The sequence below is a fragment of the Meiothermus luteus genome, from assembly GCF_003574085.1.
Lineage (GTDB): Bacteria > Deinococcota > Deinococci > Deinococcales > Thermaceae > Meiothermus > Meiothermus luteus.
Genome location: NZ_QWKZ01000071.1, coordinates 1 through 13965, shown reverse-complemented (window position 1 = coordinate 13965; position 13965 = coordinate 1). Strand labels below are relative to the sequence as shown.

At 66.8% G+C, this 13965-nt stretch carries 14 protein-coding genes and 1 pseudogene; 7 read left to right on the top strand and 8 right to left on the bottom strand.

Going from position 1 to position 13965, the window contains the following annotated elements; genetic code table 11:
* Positions 1-31: 31 nt before the first annotated feature.
* A pseudogene (locus tag Mlute_RS10595) lies at positions 32-718 on the top strand (prolipoprotein diacylglyceryl transferase); the annotation flags it as partial.
* Positions 719-720: 2 nt separating this feature from the next.
* On the opposite strand, the gene Mlute_RS10590 reads toward Mlute_RS10595, so the two are convergent.
* Entirely contained in the window at positions 721-1674 is a 954-nt protein-coding gene (locus Mlute_RS10590; protein WP_119360621.1) for a type I phosphomannose isomerase catalytic subunit, read from the bottom strand.
* A 121-nt stretch (positions 1675-1795) separates the two neighbouring features.
* On the opposite strand from Mlute_RS10590, the gene Mlute_RS10585 reads away from it, so the two are divergent.
* The 3 genes from Mlute_RS10585 (at position 1796) to Mlute_RS10575 (ending at position 4863) form a co-directional block, all read left to right on the top strand.
* Positions 1796-3325 carry a carboxylesterase/lipase family protein gene (locus tag Mlute_RS10585; RefSeq protein WP_119360620.1) on the top strand — a complete coding sequence of 510 codons (1530 nt, stop codon included), beginning with the start codon at positions 1796-1798 and terminating at the stop codon, positions 3323-3325.
* A gap of 87 nt (positions 3326-3412) precedes the next feature.
* A complete protein-coding gene (locus tag Mlute_RS10580; protein WP_182482540.1) occupies positions 3413-4000 on the top strand; it encodes a DUF5639 domain-containing protein in 588 nt (195 codons plus the stop codon).
* The gene (locus Mlute_RS10575; RefSeq protein ID WP_119360619.1) at positions 3997-4863 is read left to right on the top strand and encodes an alpha/beta fold hydrolase; all 867 of its coding nucleotides are present in this window, start codon (positions 3997-3999) and stop codon (positions 4861-4863) included. The genes Mlute_RS10580 and Mlute_RS10575 overlap by 4 nt, the downstream gene beginning before the upstream one ends.
* Here the strand turns inward: Mlute_RS10575 and perR are convergent.
* From perR to lipB, 4 genes are all read right to left on the bottom strand, one after another.
* The gene (perR, locus tag Mlute_RS10570) at positions 4860-5258 is read right to left on the bottom strand and encodes a manganese-dependent transcriptional regulator PerR (RefSeq protein ID WP_182482539.1); all 399 of its coding nucleotides are present in this window, start codon (positions 5256-5258) and stop codon (positions 4860-4862) included. The two genes, Mlute_RS10575 and perR, sit on opposite strands and share 4 nt — an antisense overlap.
* Positions 5259-5354: 96 nt before the next feature.
* Positions 5355-5744 carry a DUF3054 domain-containing protein gene (locus Mlute_RS10565; RefSeq protein ID WP_119360617.1) on the bottom strand — a complete coding sequence of 130 codons (390 nt, stop codon included), beginning with the start codon at positions 5742-5744 and terminating at the stop codon, positions 5355-5357.
* The gene (gene lipA, locus Mlute_RS10560; protein WP_119360616.1) at positions 5741-6712 is read right to left on the bottom strand and encodes a lipoyl synthase; all 972 of its coding nucleotides are present in this window, start codon (positions 6710-6712) and stop codon (positions 5741-5743) included. The genes Mlute_RS10565 and lipA overlap by 4 nt, the downstream gene beginning before the upstream one ends.
* Entirely contained in the window at positions 6709-7386 is a 678-nt protein-coding gene (gene lipB / locus Mlute_RS10555; protein ID WP_119360615.1) for a lipoyl(octanoyl) transferase LipB, read from the bottom strand. Before lipB ends, lipA begins: the two co-directional genes overlap by 4 nt.
* Before the next feature lie 98 nt (positions 7387-7484).
* Between lipB and Mlute_RS10550 the strand changes: the two genes are divergently transcribed.
* Positions 7485-8588, top strand: coding sequence for an NAD(P)/FAD-dependent oxidoreductase (locus Mlute_RS10550; RefSeq protein WP_119360614.1), 1104 nt, complete (start codon positions 7485-7487; stop codon positions 8586-8588).
* Here the strand turns inward: Mlute_RS10550 and Mlute_RS10545 are convergent, their stop codons facing one another.
* From Mlute_RS10545 to topA, 3 genes are all read right to left on the bottom strand, one after another.
* The gene (locus Mlute_RS10545) at positions 8589-9134 is read right to left on the bottom strand and encodes a LabA-like NYN domain-containing protein (protein ID WP_119360613.1); all 546 of its coding nucleotides are present in this window, start codon (positions 9132-9134) and stop codon (positions 8589-8591) included.
* 92 nt (positions 9135-9226) lie between these two features.
* On the bottom strand, positions 9227-9442 hold the full coding sequence (locus tag Mlute_RS10540) for a hypothetical protein (RefSeq protein ID WP_342770220.1): 216 nt from the start codon (positions 9440-9442) through the stop codon (positions 9227-9229).
* A 57-nt stretch (positions 9443-9499) separates the two neighbouring features.
* On the bottom strand, positions 9500-11989 hold the full coding sequence (gene topA, locus Mlute_RS10535) for a type I DNA topoisomerase (RefSeq protein ID WP_119360611.1): 2490 nt from the start codon (positions 11987-11989) through the stop codon (positions 9500-9502).
* 199 nt (positions 11990-12188) lie between these two features.
* Here topA and Mlute_RS10530 point away from each other — a divergent pair, with 199 nt between their 5' ends.
* Together Mlute_RS10530 and Mlute_RS10525 are read left to right on the top strand one after the other, a co-directional pair.
* Positions 12189-13520: a glucose-6-phosphate isomerase gene (locus Mlute_RS10530; RefSeq protein ID WP_119360610.1), complete on the top strand. Its 1332-nt coding sequence runs from the start codon at positions 12189-12191 to the stop codon at positions 13518-13520.
* Between the two features lie 9 nt (positions 13521-13529).
* A complete protein-coding gene (locus tag Mlute_RS10525) occupies positions 13530-13805 on the top strand; it encodes a hypothetical protein (protein WP_119360609.1) in 276 nt (91 codons plus the stop codon).
* Positions 13806-13965: the final 160 nt, after the last annotated feature.

Below are 13965 nucleotides of genomic sequence, written 5' to 3'. Positions count from 1 at the left end.
CCTGTGGCGGTAGTAGTGGTAGACGAAGGGCACCAGCCCCGCCGAGTTCAGCACCAACCCCATCGCGGCCCTCTTCATCTGGCAGGGGGGGCTCTCCTTCCACGGGGCCATCCTCGGGGGGCTGGTGCCCTTCGTCTACCACTACTACCGCCACAGGATTCCCATCTGGGCCTATCTAGACGCCACCGTGCCGGGTATTGCCATCGGGGTTGCAGCGGGGCGGCTTGGCAACATCATGAACGGCTCCGATACGGTCGGTCGGCTCACCCAGTGGCCCATCGGCTTCACCTGGCCGGAGTGGGCCCGGGGCTTTCCCGGGGTCTGCCCCGGCATCCAGGACATCAGCGAGGTGGCCCGCTGCGCCCCTGAGGCCCTGGTGCGGGGCCCGGTACACTTCACCCAGCTCTACGGGGTCCTCATCGGCCTTGCCCTGTTTCTGCTCTCCCTTCACTGGCTGCGTCAGAACCGGGCCTTCGGCTACGTGTTCTGGCAGTTTGTGCTCTGGTACAGCCTGCTGCGCTCGGTCTTTGAGGAAACCTTCCGCCTCAATCCCCTGTGGCTCAGGGTCTACCTGAACGAGCAGGCCGGGGTGGGCTTTTTCACCGCTACCCAGATCGTTTCCATCCCGCTTATCCTCCTAGCCCTCTTCCTCCTTCCCCGCTTCAACAAGCCCCGCACAGCCCCCACCAAACCTAGCCCCGGCCGCAAAGCTAAGTAACGCTACATCCTGACCGTTTGGGGATACCAAGCCAGCCGCTCCGGGGAAGGCACGAAGGCCCCCAAGAACTCGGCCTCCCCTACCAGCTCCAGGGCCCTCTGGGCGCCGATGAGTAGGGTATCACCCCAGCCAAGCCGACCTTCCACCCACTCAGCAGCGCCCCCGACAAGGGTGAGCAGCAAAAAGCTCTCCTCGGGTGCCCGAAAGCAGCGGCGTCCTCGCAAGGCGTGGCGCTCGAGCACAAAGGCCTCACAGGCCAGCAACACCTCCTTTTGGTGGCCGGGAAGGGGCTGGAGCCGGGGCCGAGGGGTGGGCTCCAGGCGGGCCACATCCAAGGCTTTTTCCAGGTGCAGCTCGCGGGGCCGCCCGTAGTCGTAAAGGCGGTAGGTCAGGTCTGAGCGCTGCTGGACCTCGTAGAGCAGCAGCCCGGGGCCCAGGGCGTGTATGGTCCCCGCCGGGACCCCTATTGTCTGTCCGGGACCCACCCGCTCCCGGTGCAGAAGGCCCCACAGGCTGCCGTCTAACGCCGCTTGGCGCAGGCTCTCCCGCCCCACAGGCGCCCGCAGGCCGTAGACCACCTCCCCTTCCCCTTCCAGGACATACCAGGCCTCGGTCTTGCCGTGAAAGCCGCTCGTCGCCTCCACCGTGTGGGCATAGGCATCGTCAGGGTGCACCTGCACCGAGAGCCACTCCGCGGTGTTGAGGAACTTCACCAAAAGGGGCAGCTCGAGGCCATACCGCCCATAGGGCACCTCCCCTAAAAAACCCGGCCCTAGCCCACACAAAACCTCATCTAGACTTCGACCCGCCGCTGGCCCCGAGCGGATAGGATTCCTATCGTAGGCCAGCCAAAGCTCGCCAATGGGCTCCGAGGATACCAGACCAAGCCTTTGGGCGAGAAGCCGCCCCCCCCAGACCCGGGGCACCGGCCGGGCCTCCAGGCAAAACGCGGACATCCGATCGCTCACACCCCGATGCTAATTGGAGATCCTTGATTCTGCCAGCCAAGCTGAGGGCGGTGGGGAAAAAAGCCTCCGAGAACGCCGCACGCCGGTTTTGGACCCTAGAATTTCTACTGTGCGTTGGCTGGTTCTCCTTATTTGCATCCTTTGGGGCCTAGGATGGGCCCATTCGGTCTGGGTGTTCACCCCTCAGGGCCGCATCCAGGGTGGGGTAAACGAGAAAGCCCAGGTGGCCTACTTTTTGGGCATCCCCTACGCCAAGGCGGAGCGGTGGAAGAAGCCAGAGCCGGTGCTGAGGCTCGAGGGGGTTTTCCGGGCCACCGCGCCCGGCCCGGCTTGCCCCCAGCGCGGCGTCTTTACGACCCGCCTAGGGGGGTATCTTCCCCCCCAAAGTGAGGACTGCTTGAACCTAGCGGTCTGGGCCCCCCTGAGGCCACCACCCCCTGAGGGCCATCCGGTAATGGTCTTCATCCACGGGGGGAGCTACACCGGAGGGGGCTGGGCGGAGCCGCTGTACGACGGAACCGCCCTGGCGGCCCAGGGGGTGGTGCTGGTGGGCTTCAACTACCGGTTGGGGCCCCTAGGCTGGCTGGCCCTGCCCGCCCTCCAGCGGGAGTCCCCCCAGGGCAGCACCGGCAACTATGGGCTGCTGGACATGCTTCTGGCCCTGCGCTGGGTGCAGCGCAACATCCAGGCCTTCGGCGGTAACCCTGACAACGTCACCCTTTTTGGGCACTCCGCTGGGGGGATGGCGGTTTGCACCCTGATGGCCGTTTCCCAGGCCCGGGGCCTCTTCCACAAGGCCATTGTCCAGTCGGGGGGCTGCGGCTATGTGCGCACGCTGGAGGAGGGCTTTGAGGCCGGGCGGCGCTGGGCAGCCCAGATGGGCTGTGGCCCGGACAACCTGGCCTGCTTGCGCAGCCTGCCTCTAGAGCGTATCTTCCCCCCTGAGGACCGGAGCATTGGGGCGCTGCTGCGGCGGGTGGAGGCGGGGGAGTTTGCCCAGGCGCCTTGGAAGCCCCACCTAGACGGGGTGGTGCTGGCCAAGCCACCCCTCCAGGCCCTCCGGGAAGGCGCCGCCTCGGAAATTCCCCTAATCGCCGGGGCCACCGCCCAGGAAGCCTGGGGTGAACGCTTCGTGGGGCCCTCGAGCTGGGAGGGGTTCGCCCAACGGGTAGAGGAAAAGCTCCCCGGCCAGGGCCGCCGGGCGGTGGAGCTCTACCGCCCCCGCGCCGCGGACCCCGCCGAGGCCTGGGCCTACTTTCAGACCGACCGCATCCTGCTCTGCCCCAGCCTGGAGGCTGCGGAGGCCCAGGCCCCTCACGCCCCCACCTACGCCTATCTGGTGCGCTGGGCCTCACCGGTGCTGGAGGCACTGGGGAGCTTCCACGGCATTGAGCTGCCCTTGCTCTTCGGCACCGAGAACACCTGGCCGGCCCAGGCCCTCTTTCTGACCCAAGAGGCCCTGGAGGGCTCGAGGCGGCTGGCCCAGGCCCTCCAGTTGCAATGGGTCAACTTCGCCGTCACCGGGGCCCCCTACCTACAGGGCTGGCCCGAGGCAAAAAGCGGCTACGCCATGGCCTTTGACCAGCAGCCCGGGCTTATACCAAGCCCCTACGCCGAGCGCTGTGGATTGTTTCGCTAGGCCCGGGGAGGATAGCATAGAAGGGTGCCGGTGCTCAGGGTCTCCGCCGCCGACCAGTACCTGGTGGCCACGGGCGACACCCCTCTGATGGAAATCTGGGCCGCGCTGCCGCAGGGCCTTTTTCCCCCTTTCCCCCCGGTGGAGCTTCCGGGAGGGCTGGGCGGCCTTCTGCAGCGGGGCGGGTTCGGCCAGACCTTTTTCTTCGCGGCCGAGGTGCTGGGGCTGTGCTTTCGCACCCCTAAGGGGCGGGTGGTGCGGGCCGGGGGGCTCACGGTCAAAAACGTGCAGGGCTACGATCTGGTGCGGCCTTTTGTAGGGAGCTTCGGGGCCCTGGGAGAGGTGCTGGAGGCCACCTTGCGCCTTCGGCCTGGCCGGGCCAGGGTTTTTCTACGCCGCCCTGGGGAGCTGTACGACCACCCTTACCGGCCTCGCTTTCTTTGGCAGGAAAAAGCCCACACCTACGCCTTCCACTTCGGCCACCCGCTGGAGGTGCGCCGTTTCCAGGAGGCCTTTGGTGGGCAGGAGGTGGCCGGGAGCCTGGACTACAGGGAGTGGTTCCCCCGGGGTATGGGGGTGGGGCCGGGCCCCCTGGCAGACCTGCGGTTTGGCTGGGCCGACGGGGGAGGGTGCCCCGAGATGCCGGAGGTCTTCAAGCGCCTTGCGGAGGCCTTATGAAGCCTAAGTTTTCCGTTCCCGAGACCCTAAAACCCTACCTTCGCAGGACGCAGGCCAACGGCGTGGATATTTTTCTATACGATTCTGGCCCCGCCTTAGCCGAAGAGCCCCCCTTCCTGCTCATTCACGGGCTGGGCGACGATGCGGATAGCTGGCGGAGGGTATTTCCCCTGCTCATGAGGAGAGGCCGGGTCATCGCCCCGGACCTGCCCGGGTTTGGCCGCTCGGGGCACCCCCGACGGGCCTACACCTTGGGCTTCTTCGCCAAAACCCTCACCGCGCTGTTGGAGCGGCTCGAGCTGTCCCAGGCGGTGCTGGTGGGCAGCTCCATGGGTGGGGCGGTAGCCTTGCGGATGACCCTGCGCTGGCCCGAGCGGGTGGCCCGGCTGGTCCTGGTGGGGGGCCCCCCAATGGGCGGCAGACCCAGCAAGCTCCAGCTCCTGTTCCTGATCCCAGGCCAAGGGGAGCGGCTTTACAACCGCCTTCGCGCCTCCCAGGAGGCCGCCTACGAGAGCCTGCGCCCCTACTACGCCAACCTCGAGGCCCTTCCCGCCGAGGAGCGGGCCTTCCTGCGGGAGCGGGTCTGGGACCGGGTCTGGAGCGATGAGCAGCGGCGGGCCTTCTTCTCCGCGTTCCGCTGGATGGCCCTGGAGCGGCTCTGGACCCCCTCGGCTGCCCAGCTAGCCTCCCTTGATAAGCCCACCCAGGTAGTGTGGGGGGAGCAGGACGGCATCATCCCGGCAGAGGCAGGCCAGAGGCTGGCCCGGCTCATCCCAGGGGCCCGGTTTCAGGTCATCCCGGGGGCAGGCCACCTGCCCCACCAGGAGCGGCCCGAGGAGCTGGCCCAGCTAGTTCTGGCCTAGGGCTGGGAATTCTCGCGGCAGGTCGGGCAGAGCCCTTCGTACTCCACCTGCACGTGGTCAATCTCAAAGCCAGGGTACTTGGCCCGGACCTCGCTCAACAGGTCAGGCAAGGGGTGCACGATGTCAAAAAACCGGTTGCACTTGCGGCAGACCAGGTGCAGGTGCCCGTCCGGATTGGCCTCGTAGCGCACCGCCTCCCCGGGACGGGAAAGGGGCACCAAGTAGCCCTCCTTGGTAAGGGCCTCAAGGGTGCGGTAGACCGTCCCCAGGCTGATGCTGGGCACCTTCTTGCGGACTTCCGCGTAGACCCAGGCCGCGTCGGGGTGGTGGCCCTTTGCGTTCTGCACCACCTCGAGCACTGCCCTGCGCTGCTTGGTCAAGCGTTTCATCCCCATCTGGCAACTCCGACCACGGGCCTCAATCCCAACTAAGTATATCAAGATTTGGGCCTAAGCGCCACCCAAACCCCGGGCAAACCCCTCCAGGCCCGCCTAGGCCCTTCGCGAGAGCACCCCCAGGGCCAGCCCACGCCAGGCCAGCAGCAGCACCAGGGTGGCCCCCAGGCTCACCGTCCAGAAGACTAGGTAGCCTAGGTCAAAGGGCCTCTGCAGCACCATGGCCCGCAGCCAGACCCCCGCGCTCACCGCCAGGGCCCACGTGTAGAGCAGGTTGCGCCAGGTGGGGCGGGTATAGGTGCGCAAGAAGGGGGCCAGGAGGAACCAGACCAGCAGGATGGGCAGGGCGTTGCGGAGGAGGCCCGAAAGGGTTATCGGCTCCCCGTGGCTCTTTAGCCCTAAGAGGGCAAATAGAACAATGCATAAAGCGTCGCCCCAGGCCAGCCATCGGCCGGAAGGGTGGGGTTTGGAACGAAGAGCGCTCATATATCGGTGGCCTCGAAGAAGACCTTTTCGGCGCGGTAGGAGCTGCGCACCAAGGGGCCGCTGAAGACCTCCAAAAAGCCCTCCTCATAGCCCCATTCGCGGTACCGAACGAACTCCTCGGGGGTCACGTAGCGGACCACGGGGAGGTGGTGCTGGGTGGGGCGCAGGTACTGGCCGAGGGTGAGGATGTCCACCCCCACGGCTCGCAGGTCGCGCATGGCCTGGCGGATTTCCTCCTCGCTCTCCCCCAGGCCCAGCATCAGGCTGGACTTGGTCAGCACCCCTGGCCGCACCTTCTTGGCATGGGCCAGGACGCTCAGGCTCTGGTCGTAGCTGGCCCGGGGGTCGCGCACCTTGGGGGTGAGGCGGCGAACGGTCTCGAGGTTGTGGGCGAAGACCTCCTGCCCTCCTTGCAGCACCGTTTCCACGCAGGCCAGGTTGCCTTGGAAGTCGGGGGTCAGGGTCTCCACTTTGACGTTGGGGTCCAGCCGCTTAATCTGCCGCACGCACTCCGCGAAGTGGGCCGCCCCGCCGTCGGGCAGGTCGTCGCGGTCCACCGAGGTCAGCACCACGTACCTGAGCCCCAGCTCGGCCACCGCCTGGGCTACGTGGAGGGGTTCAAAGGGGTCAATCCAGCCCCGGGGGTTTCCGGTGTCCACCGCGCAGAACTTGCAGGCCCGGGTGCAGACGCTGCCCAGTACCATGATGGTCATGGTCCCGTGGCCCCAGCACTCCCCGATGTTGGGGCACCTGGCCTCCTGGCAGACCGTGGAAAGGCGCAGGCGCTGGGTTAGCTCCTTCAGGCGGTGGTAGTTGGGTCCGGTGGGGGCGGTGGCCCTCAGCCAGGCCGGCTTGTTCCGGTCCACCGGCTCCGGGCGGGACCGCATGAGGCCACCCGGGACGACCCTAAGCTCGATGAGGCCCCCGTGCTCAAAGTCGGGGAGTTCAATGGTCTTGAGGTTGCTCATACCGGCTCCTTGGCGAAGCTGGGAAAAACCTGGGCGAAGGCCGCCACCACCCGCTCCATGACCTCCTCCATGCTAAGGGGGTGGCCTAGAATTTTCTCCAGCGAGGTCACGCCTTTGTCCTTCAGGCCGCAGGGCACAATCAGGCTGAAATCGTCCAGGTGGGTGTTCACGTTCAGGGCAAAGCCGTGCAGGGCCACGTCCTGCCGTATGGCGACCCCAAAAGCGCAGAGCTTTTCCTCCAGGTCGGGCCAGCCCTCCACGGGGGCTTCCCGCCGCACCCAGACCCCGGCGTAGCCCGGGCTGGGGTAGGCCTGGATGCCGTAGCTGGCCGCCACCAGCAAAATGGCCTGCTCGAGCCGCCGCAGAAACCCCCGCACCTGCCTTCCTACCGGGAAGATGGGGTAGCCCACCAACTGTCCCGGGCCGTGGTAGGTAACGTCCCCACCCCGCTCAATCTGGAAGAGCTCAATGCCCATGGCGCGGTACTGGGCCTCGGAGAGCAGCAGGTGCTCGGGCTTGGCGGCCCGGCCCAAGGTGATGGTCCGGGGATGCTCCAGCAGCAGCAGGGTGGGCGGCCGGAGGCCCGCCACCACCTCAGCGTGCACCTGCTTCTGGTAGTCCCAGGCTTGTTTGTAGGGAACCCGCCCTAGTTTCTCTACCGCAAAGGCGGTCATGCCTAAAGCATACGCTGGTTCGGAAGGCCGACAACCGCACGGGCTCACACTGCTCCGGAAAGGGGCTTCCTGCGGGGAGGCGGTATATGCTTAGGCCGATGAGCACGCCGGTCTGGGAGGACGGAAAATGGCAGGGCTTCCCAAGGCTCGAGGGCACCCTAAAAACCGAGTTCTGCGTGGTGGGGCTGGGCGGCTCGGGCCTCGCCGCGGTGCGCGAGCTGCTGCGGCTCGGGCGGCGGGTGGTGGGGGTGGATGCGGGACCGGTGGCGGCCGGGGCAGCAGGGCGCAACGGGGGATTTTTGCTGGCTGGACTAGCTAAGTTCTATCATCAAGCCGTGCAGGAGCACGGCCACGGCTTCGCCCAGCGGGTCTACCAGGCCACCTTGGCCCAGATAGACCAGATGGCCCGCGAGACCCCGGAGGTCATCCGCAGGGTGGGCTCGCTCCGGATTGCTGCTTCGGAAGAGGAACTCCAAGACTGCCGGGCCCATCTGGAGGCCCTGCGGGCCGATGGCTTCCGGGCCCTACCCTACGAGGGGCCAGAAGGCCAGGGAATCCTTCTGCCCGACGATGCAGCCATGAACCCCCTGTTGCGCTGCCGCACCCTGGCCCAGCAGGCCCGGGAAGCCGGAGCACTGCTCTTTGAGCACAGCCCAGTGCTGGAGATCAGCGGGAACGAGGTGCGGACCCCCCAGGGGCGGGTGCGCTGCTCGGGGGTGTTGGTGGCGGTGGACGGGGGGCTCGAGCGGCTCCTCCCGGAGCTTTCGGGAAGGGTGCGCACCGCCCGGCTGCAGATGCTGGCCACCGCCCCCATACCGCCCCGCTTCCCCCGACCGGTCTACCGGCGCTGGGGCTACGACTACTGGCAGCAGCTTCCCGATGGGCGGCTGGCCCTGGGGGGGTTGCGCGACCTGGGGGGCGAGGCGGAGTGGACGCTCTCGAGCCAACCCACCCCCCAGCTCCAGCAGGCTCTAGAGGGGCTGCTGACCAGCCTAGGCGTGCAGGCCCCCGTCGTCCACCGCTGGGCGGCCTTGGTGGGCTACACCCCCACGGGGCTGCCGATTGCCGAGGAGGTGCGGCCTGGGGTCTGGGCCATCGGGGGCTACAGCGGAACCGGCAACGTGCTGGGGGCGCTTTTAGGCCAGGAGGCGGCCTGGGCTTTGTGCGGAAAGCGCAGGCCGGGGGCGGTCTTCTTGGCCTGATTACTCCAGCGGCAGCTCTTCGGCTTCAAAGGTCTTGGCCCTGAGCTCCTCCCAGGGCAGCCCATCCAGGGGGTAGTACCGGTCGGCCTGCTGGGCCAGGCGGTGGGAGGAGAGGGCCTGGAAGGTGGTGTTCTCCACCTGCTTGCCCATGTCCTGGAGGACCTTGAAAACCTCCGCGAAGTCGCTGTCCCCTGAGACCAAGACAGCCACATCGTAGGCGTTGGCGTAGGCCAGCTTCAGCATGTCCACGGCGATCTGGATGTCCACCCCTTTTTCCACAAAGGCCTCGCCCCGCCGCTCCAGCCGGCCCAGCCGCACCGTCACATAGGGCGCCCGCCGCAGGTAGTTGAGGAACCCCTGGTGGGCCTTGGCCGCGGGGTCGTCGCTGGGCAGGGGGGCGTTGTAGTAGTAGGCCCTGAGGAGGGGTCTTCCCGCTGCCAGGGCCGAGACAAAGGCCACGAAGTCCAACCGGTAATCGGGGCCCAGGGTGGTGACCAGGCCTTTATACAGGTTGCTCCCGTCAATGAATACCGCCACCCGGTTCATAACCCTAGTTCCATGATAGGTGGGGGGGTGGCCTCACAAAGTGGGGCCCGTCCATCTTCTGGGGCCTCGAGCCAAACCGGGAGGCGCGGCTTTCAGGGGGCTGCTTCGGTCTCCCACACCGCGAGGATGCTGGGGTCTATGGGAACAAGGCGGTGGGGCCCCGCCAGGTGGGCGGCCTCCCCCCTGCGCAGGTGCAGGTAGCCGCCGTCGGGTAGGTCAATTACCAGCTCCCCTTCCAGAAGGAGGTACAGCCGCCCCTGCCCGACCTCCTCAGCCGCTTCCAAAAGGTAGGCGCGAAAGGGTCTCACTCCAGGGAACCGAACCTCTCCTTGGGCCCTGGCAAGCCGCACCAGATGGAGCTTCATTCAGGTGCCCACCGGTTCTTTGGCCTTGCGGGCCTTGCCGTACTCCATTCGCAGCTTGAACATGGCCTGCCGGAAGAGCCTCAGGGTCTCCGCCTCAGTCTTCCCCAGGGCCGAGGCAGCTTGGGGAACGGCTTTTTGCTGCCCTTGGGTGAGGCGGGCGACCTCCGCCTGCTCCGGGGACAGGCCGGCTAGGGGCAGGAAGGCCTCGAGCTCGGCCCAGGAGGTCTTGGAGGGCTTCCCCTTGCCCTTTTCGGGGGCCTTTTTCCCCCTCTGGGGCTTGCCCTTGGGCTGTGTCCGGGGGCCCCCATAGCGCTCGCAAGCCGGGTTGGAACAGGCCCGGCCCTTACCCTTGTCCAGCTCGTTCCACCCGCACAGGGAGCATTTTTCGGCCAGGGGAGGGTCAAAGACCAGGAAGTCGCAGACCGGGTTGCTGCAGCGGTAGTAGGGTTTACCCCGCTTGCTGGTCTTCTGGACCACCTCCCCGGCGCGGCACTTGGGGCATTCCAGGCCCGTGGAGGGGGCCTCGTCGCGGGTGTAGGTACAGGCTGGGTAGCGGTCGCAGCTAATGAAGCTGCCGTAGCGGCCAAAGCGCCGCACGAGCTGGCCTTGTCCGCACTGGGGGCAGGGCTCCCCTAGGGGCTCGGGGGCCTTTTTGGGCTCGAGCCGCTCGGTGTAGCGACACTCCGGGTAGCCGGTGCATCCTAGGAACTGGCCGAAGCGCGAAACCTTGAGCTCCAAAGGCCGCCCACACTCCGGGCAGAGCTTCTTGGGGACCTTTTGGAAGTCCTCCAGGAAGGGTTCGTAGAACTCCCGTACCACCTTGGGCCAGTGGGCCTTGCCCTCCTCAATCTCGTCCAGCCGCGCCTCGAGCTGGGCGGTAAAATCGTAGGCCACCACATCGGGGAACATCCGGATCAGGTAGTGGGTCACCTCGCGGCCCAAAGGGGTGGGCTTGAGGGTCTTGCCCTGCCGCTCAACGTAGCTGCGCCGCTCTAGGGTCTCAATGGTGGGAGCGTAGGTGGAAGGGCGACCAATGCCCATCTCCTCCAGGGTCTTGACCAGGCTGGCGTCGGTGTAGCGGGGAGGCGGCTCGGTGAAGTGCTGCTCGGGGACGAGCTCTTCCAAGGTAGCCGGGGCCCTTTCACGCAGGGGAGGGAGCCGCTTTTCCTCCGGGGAACGGTCCGAGGCCTCCTCCGCTTCCTCCTGGCCGTACACCCTGAGGAACCCGTCGAACTTGAGTACCGAGCCCACCGCTCGGAACACGAACGCCCCCCCCACCACGCTCGCGGTGGTCTGGTCGTAGACCGCAGGGGTCATCTGGGAGGCCACAAAGCGCTGCCAGATGAGCTGGTAAAGCCGGTACTCCTCATCCGTAAGGTGTTTGCGCACCGCCTCCGGGGTGCGTTCCACAGCGGTGGGGCGGATGGCCTCGTGGGCATCCTGGGTGCTGGCCGCCTTCTTGCTGGCGAATTGGTTGGGCTTTTCCGGCAGGTAGCTAGGGCCAAACCGCTGCGGGATGAACCGCCGCACCTCCGCCAGGGCTTCCTGGGATACCCGGGTGGAGTCGGTGCGCATGTAGGTGATGAGCCCCACCGGTCCTTCGGGGAGCTCTACCCCCTCGTAGAGCCGCTGGGCCACCCGCATGGTGCGGCTAGCAGTCCAGCCCAGGCGGGTGCTGGCGGCCTGCTGCAAGGTGGAGGTGGTGAAGGGGGGCGGGGGGTTGCGGCGGCGCTCCCGGCGCTCAATCTCCCCAATCTGGTAGCCCGCAACGGCTTTAGCCTGCTGCACGATGGCCTGGGCCTGGGCCTGGCTGGTGATAAGAAAACGGCCCCCGCCCTGCACCCGGTTCCCCTGCACGCTGTAGAGTTCGGCGCTAAAGCGCTGCCCCTCCGATTCAAAGCGCCCCTCCACCGTCCAGTATTCCTGGGGCTGGAAGCGCTCGATCTCCTCCTCTCGCTCTACCAAAAGCCGCAGCGCCACCGACTGCACCCGCCCTGCCGAGAGGGCCCGCCGCCGAAACTCCATGCTCAAAACCGGTGAGAGCTGATAGCCCACCAGCCGGTCCAGCACCCGCCGGGCCTGCTGGGCGCCCACCAGGTTCTGGTCAATGGGCCGAGGCCTTTGCACCGCCGCCTGAACCACCCTGGGGGTAATCTCGTGGAACTCCACCCGCACGGGGTCTTGGGGGTTAAGGTCAAGCAGGCGGGCCACGTGCCAGCCGATGGCCTCGCCCTCGCGATCGGGGTCTGTGGCGATCAGCACCCGCCGGCCCCGAGCGGCCCGCCTAAGCTCCTGCACCACCGGCTGCTTGTCCTTCTTCACCTCGTAGTGCGGAGCAAAGTCGGCCTCCACGTCCACGCCCAGCTCGCGCTCGGGAAGGTCGGCCACGTGGCCCTTGCTGGCCCGCACCTCATAGCCGGGCCCCAGCATCTTCTGGATGCTTTTGGCCTTGGCCGGGGATTCCACCACAACGAGCGTCGGGTCCGGCATAGGGTTCAGTATAAAGAGGGGTGCCCGGAGGTTTGTCAAGGCGAGGAAACCCCGGCCCCAGGGCCCCGCAAGACCACGGAGTGCCGGTAGACCGGCTCGAGGGCCCAAAAGCCACCCTATACACCGTGCTGCGAACCCGCCAGCCCATCGTGGCCGAAGCCCTCCACGGCAGGAGGGCCCCAAGCGGTAAACTAGCCCCATGCTAAGGGTTGACCTAGGCAACATCTCCCCAGAGTGCGTGGGGCCAAACGGGGTGGCCTGGACCTCGAGCCTCACCTCGTACGCCCAGCGCCTAGAGGCTGCCCGGGACGAGATTCTAACCCGCAAATCCGACCCCGGGGCCTTCCTGGGCTGGATTGACCTTCCCGAGGACACCGAAACCCTGCGCCAGGTGCGGCGTTACCGGGAGGCCCAGCCTTGGGTAGAGGACCTGGTGGTGCTGGGGATCGGCGGTTCAGCCCTAGGGGCCCAGGCGGTGGGGGCAGCCTTGGGCAAGGGGCCGGTACGGCTCCACTTCGTGGACAACGTGGAGCCCGAGCCAGTTCTCGAGCTGCTGCGCAGCTTGAACCCAGAAAAAACCCTGGTCAACGTCATCTCCAAGTCGGGCACCACCGCCGAGACCATGGCCGCTTTTCTGGTGTTCCGCCGCTGGCTGGAGCGCGCAGAGAACTGGCAGCAGCACGTGGTGGTCACCACCGACCCCAGCCGGGGAATCCTGCGGCCCTACGCCGCAGCGGAAGGGCTCACAGCCTTTGACATACCCCCTTCTGTCGGGGGCCGCTTTAGCGTGCTCAGCCCGGTGGGCACCCTTCCGCTGGCCTTTGCAGGGGTTGACCTGGAGAACCTGCTGGCCGGGGCCAGGAAGGCCAACGAACAGGCCCGGTCCGAAGCGGCCCGCAACCTTCCGGCCCAAACCGCCCTGGTCCACCACCTCTTCGCCCAAAAGGGCTTAAACATCGTGGTGCTGATGCCCTACTCCACCCGCCTGCGCTACCTACCAGACTGGTTCGTTCAGCTTCACGACGAGTCGCTGGGCAAGCTATACAACCGGGAAGGCAAGGAGGTGCGCACCGGAACCACCGCTGTGCGGGCCATCGGCACCACCGACCAGCACGCCCAGGTGCAGCTCTTCCGGGAGGGACCCCACGATAAACTGGTGGTCTTCGTGCGCCTGGAAAACCCCAGCGAAGACCTGGAAATCCCCGCCGTGAAGGGCTTAGAGGGGCTAGACTACCTGTTTGGCCGGACCTTCTTCGAGCTGCTCACCGCCGAGGCCAAGGCCACCGCCCACGCCCTGGCCAAGGCCCATCAGCCCAACTACACCCTCCTCCTGGAGCGGCTGGACGCCTACCACCTGGGCTGGCTGCTGCAGCACCTGATGTGGCAGACCGCCTATCTGGGCGAGCTTTGGAACATCAACGCCTTTGACCAGCCGGGGGTTGAACTCGGGAAGGAGTACACCTACGCCCTGATGGGGCGTAAGGGGTATGAGAAGCTGGCCGAGGAGCTCCGGGCCGAAGGGGTAGGTTAGGGGGCTGGGATGCCGGGCCGCCGCCATCTGATTTACGCCACCGTCCTCATATGGCTCCCCCTGGTGATGAGCGGAGGCTCTTGGCTCCTGGTCCGCGCGGTGGCCAGCCCTCTGTCCATGGCCCATTTGAGCCTCCTGTGCCTTGCAGTTTCGTTGGTGGTCTTCTGGCTGGGGGTGATCCAGGTGCTAAAAAGGCGCCTTCGGGTGGGGGACTTATTCTGGATGGGGCTTTATGGGCTTGGGGCCCTATTGTACCCCCGCCTCGCCGGGGCTTTGGGCCCCTAGCCTTCAGCGCAGGGCCCGCGGCGCGAGCAGGATTGCCAGGAGGGCCGCCAGAAGGGCCAGCTCGAGGCCCCACAAGGGGGCCTTGCCGATAAAGGGAGGATAGACCAGCCCGGCCACCGTACCCCCCAGGTAGAAGGCCGCAATGTAGGTGCCGCTGACC

Bases quoted from the DNA above. Each gene is read 5' to 3' on its own strand.
- Mlute_RS10590 (WP_119360621.1), bottom strand. From the start codon at position 1,674: ATGTCCGCGTTTTGCCTGGAGGCCCGGCCGGTGCCCCGGGTCTGGGGG.
- Mlute_RS10580 (WP_182482540.1), top strand. From the start codon at position 3,413: ATGGAAATCTGGGCCGCGCTGCCGCAGGGCCTTTTTCCCCCTTTCCCC.
- Mlute_RS10575 (WP_119360619.1), top strand. From the start codon at position 3,997: ATGAAGCCTAAGTTTTCCGTTCCCGAGACCCTAAAACCCTACCTTCGC.
- perR (WP_182482539.1), bottom strand. From the start codon at position 5,258: ATGGGGATGAAACGCTTGACCAAGCAGCGCAGGGCAGTGCTCGAGGTG.
- Mlute_RS10565 (WP_119360617.1), bottom strand. From the start codon at position 5,744: ATGAGCGCTCTTCGTTCCAAACCCCACCCTTCCGGCCGATGGCTGGCC.
- lipA (WP_119360616.1), bottom strand. From the start codon at position 6,712: ATGAGCAACCTCAAGACCATTGAACTCCCCGACTTTGAGCACGGGGGC.
- lipB (WP_119360615.1), bottom strand. From the start codon at position 7,386: ATGACCGCCTTTGCGGTAGAGAAACTAGGGCGGGTTCCCTACAAACAA.
- Mlute_RS10550 (WP_119360614.1), top strand. From the start codon at position 7,485: ATGAGCACGCCGGTCTGGGAGGACGGAAAATGGCAGGGCTTCCCAAGG.
- Mlute_RS10545 (WP_119360613.1), bottom strand. From the start codon at position 9,134: ATGAACCGGGTGGCGGTATTCATTGACGGGAGCAACCTGTATAAAGGC.
- topA (WP_119360611.1), bottom strand. From the start codon at position 11,989: ATGCCGGACCCGACGCTCGTTGTGGTGGAATCCCCGGCCAAGGCCAAA.
- Mlute_RS10530 (WP_119360610.1), top strand. From the start codon at position 12,189: ATGCTAAGGGTTGACCTAGGCAACATCTCCCCAGAGTGCGTGGGGCCA.
- Mlute_RS10525 (WP_119360609.1), top strand. From the start codon at position 13,530: ATGCCGGGCCGCCGCCATCTGATTTACGCCACCGTCCTCATATGGCTC.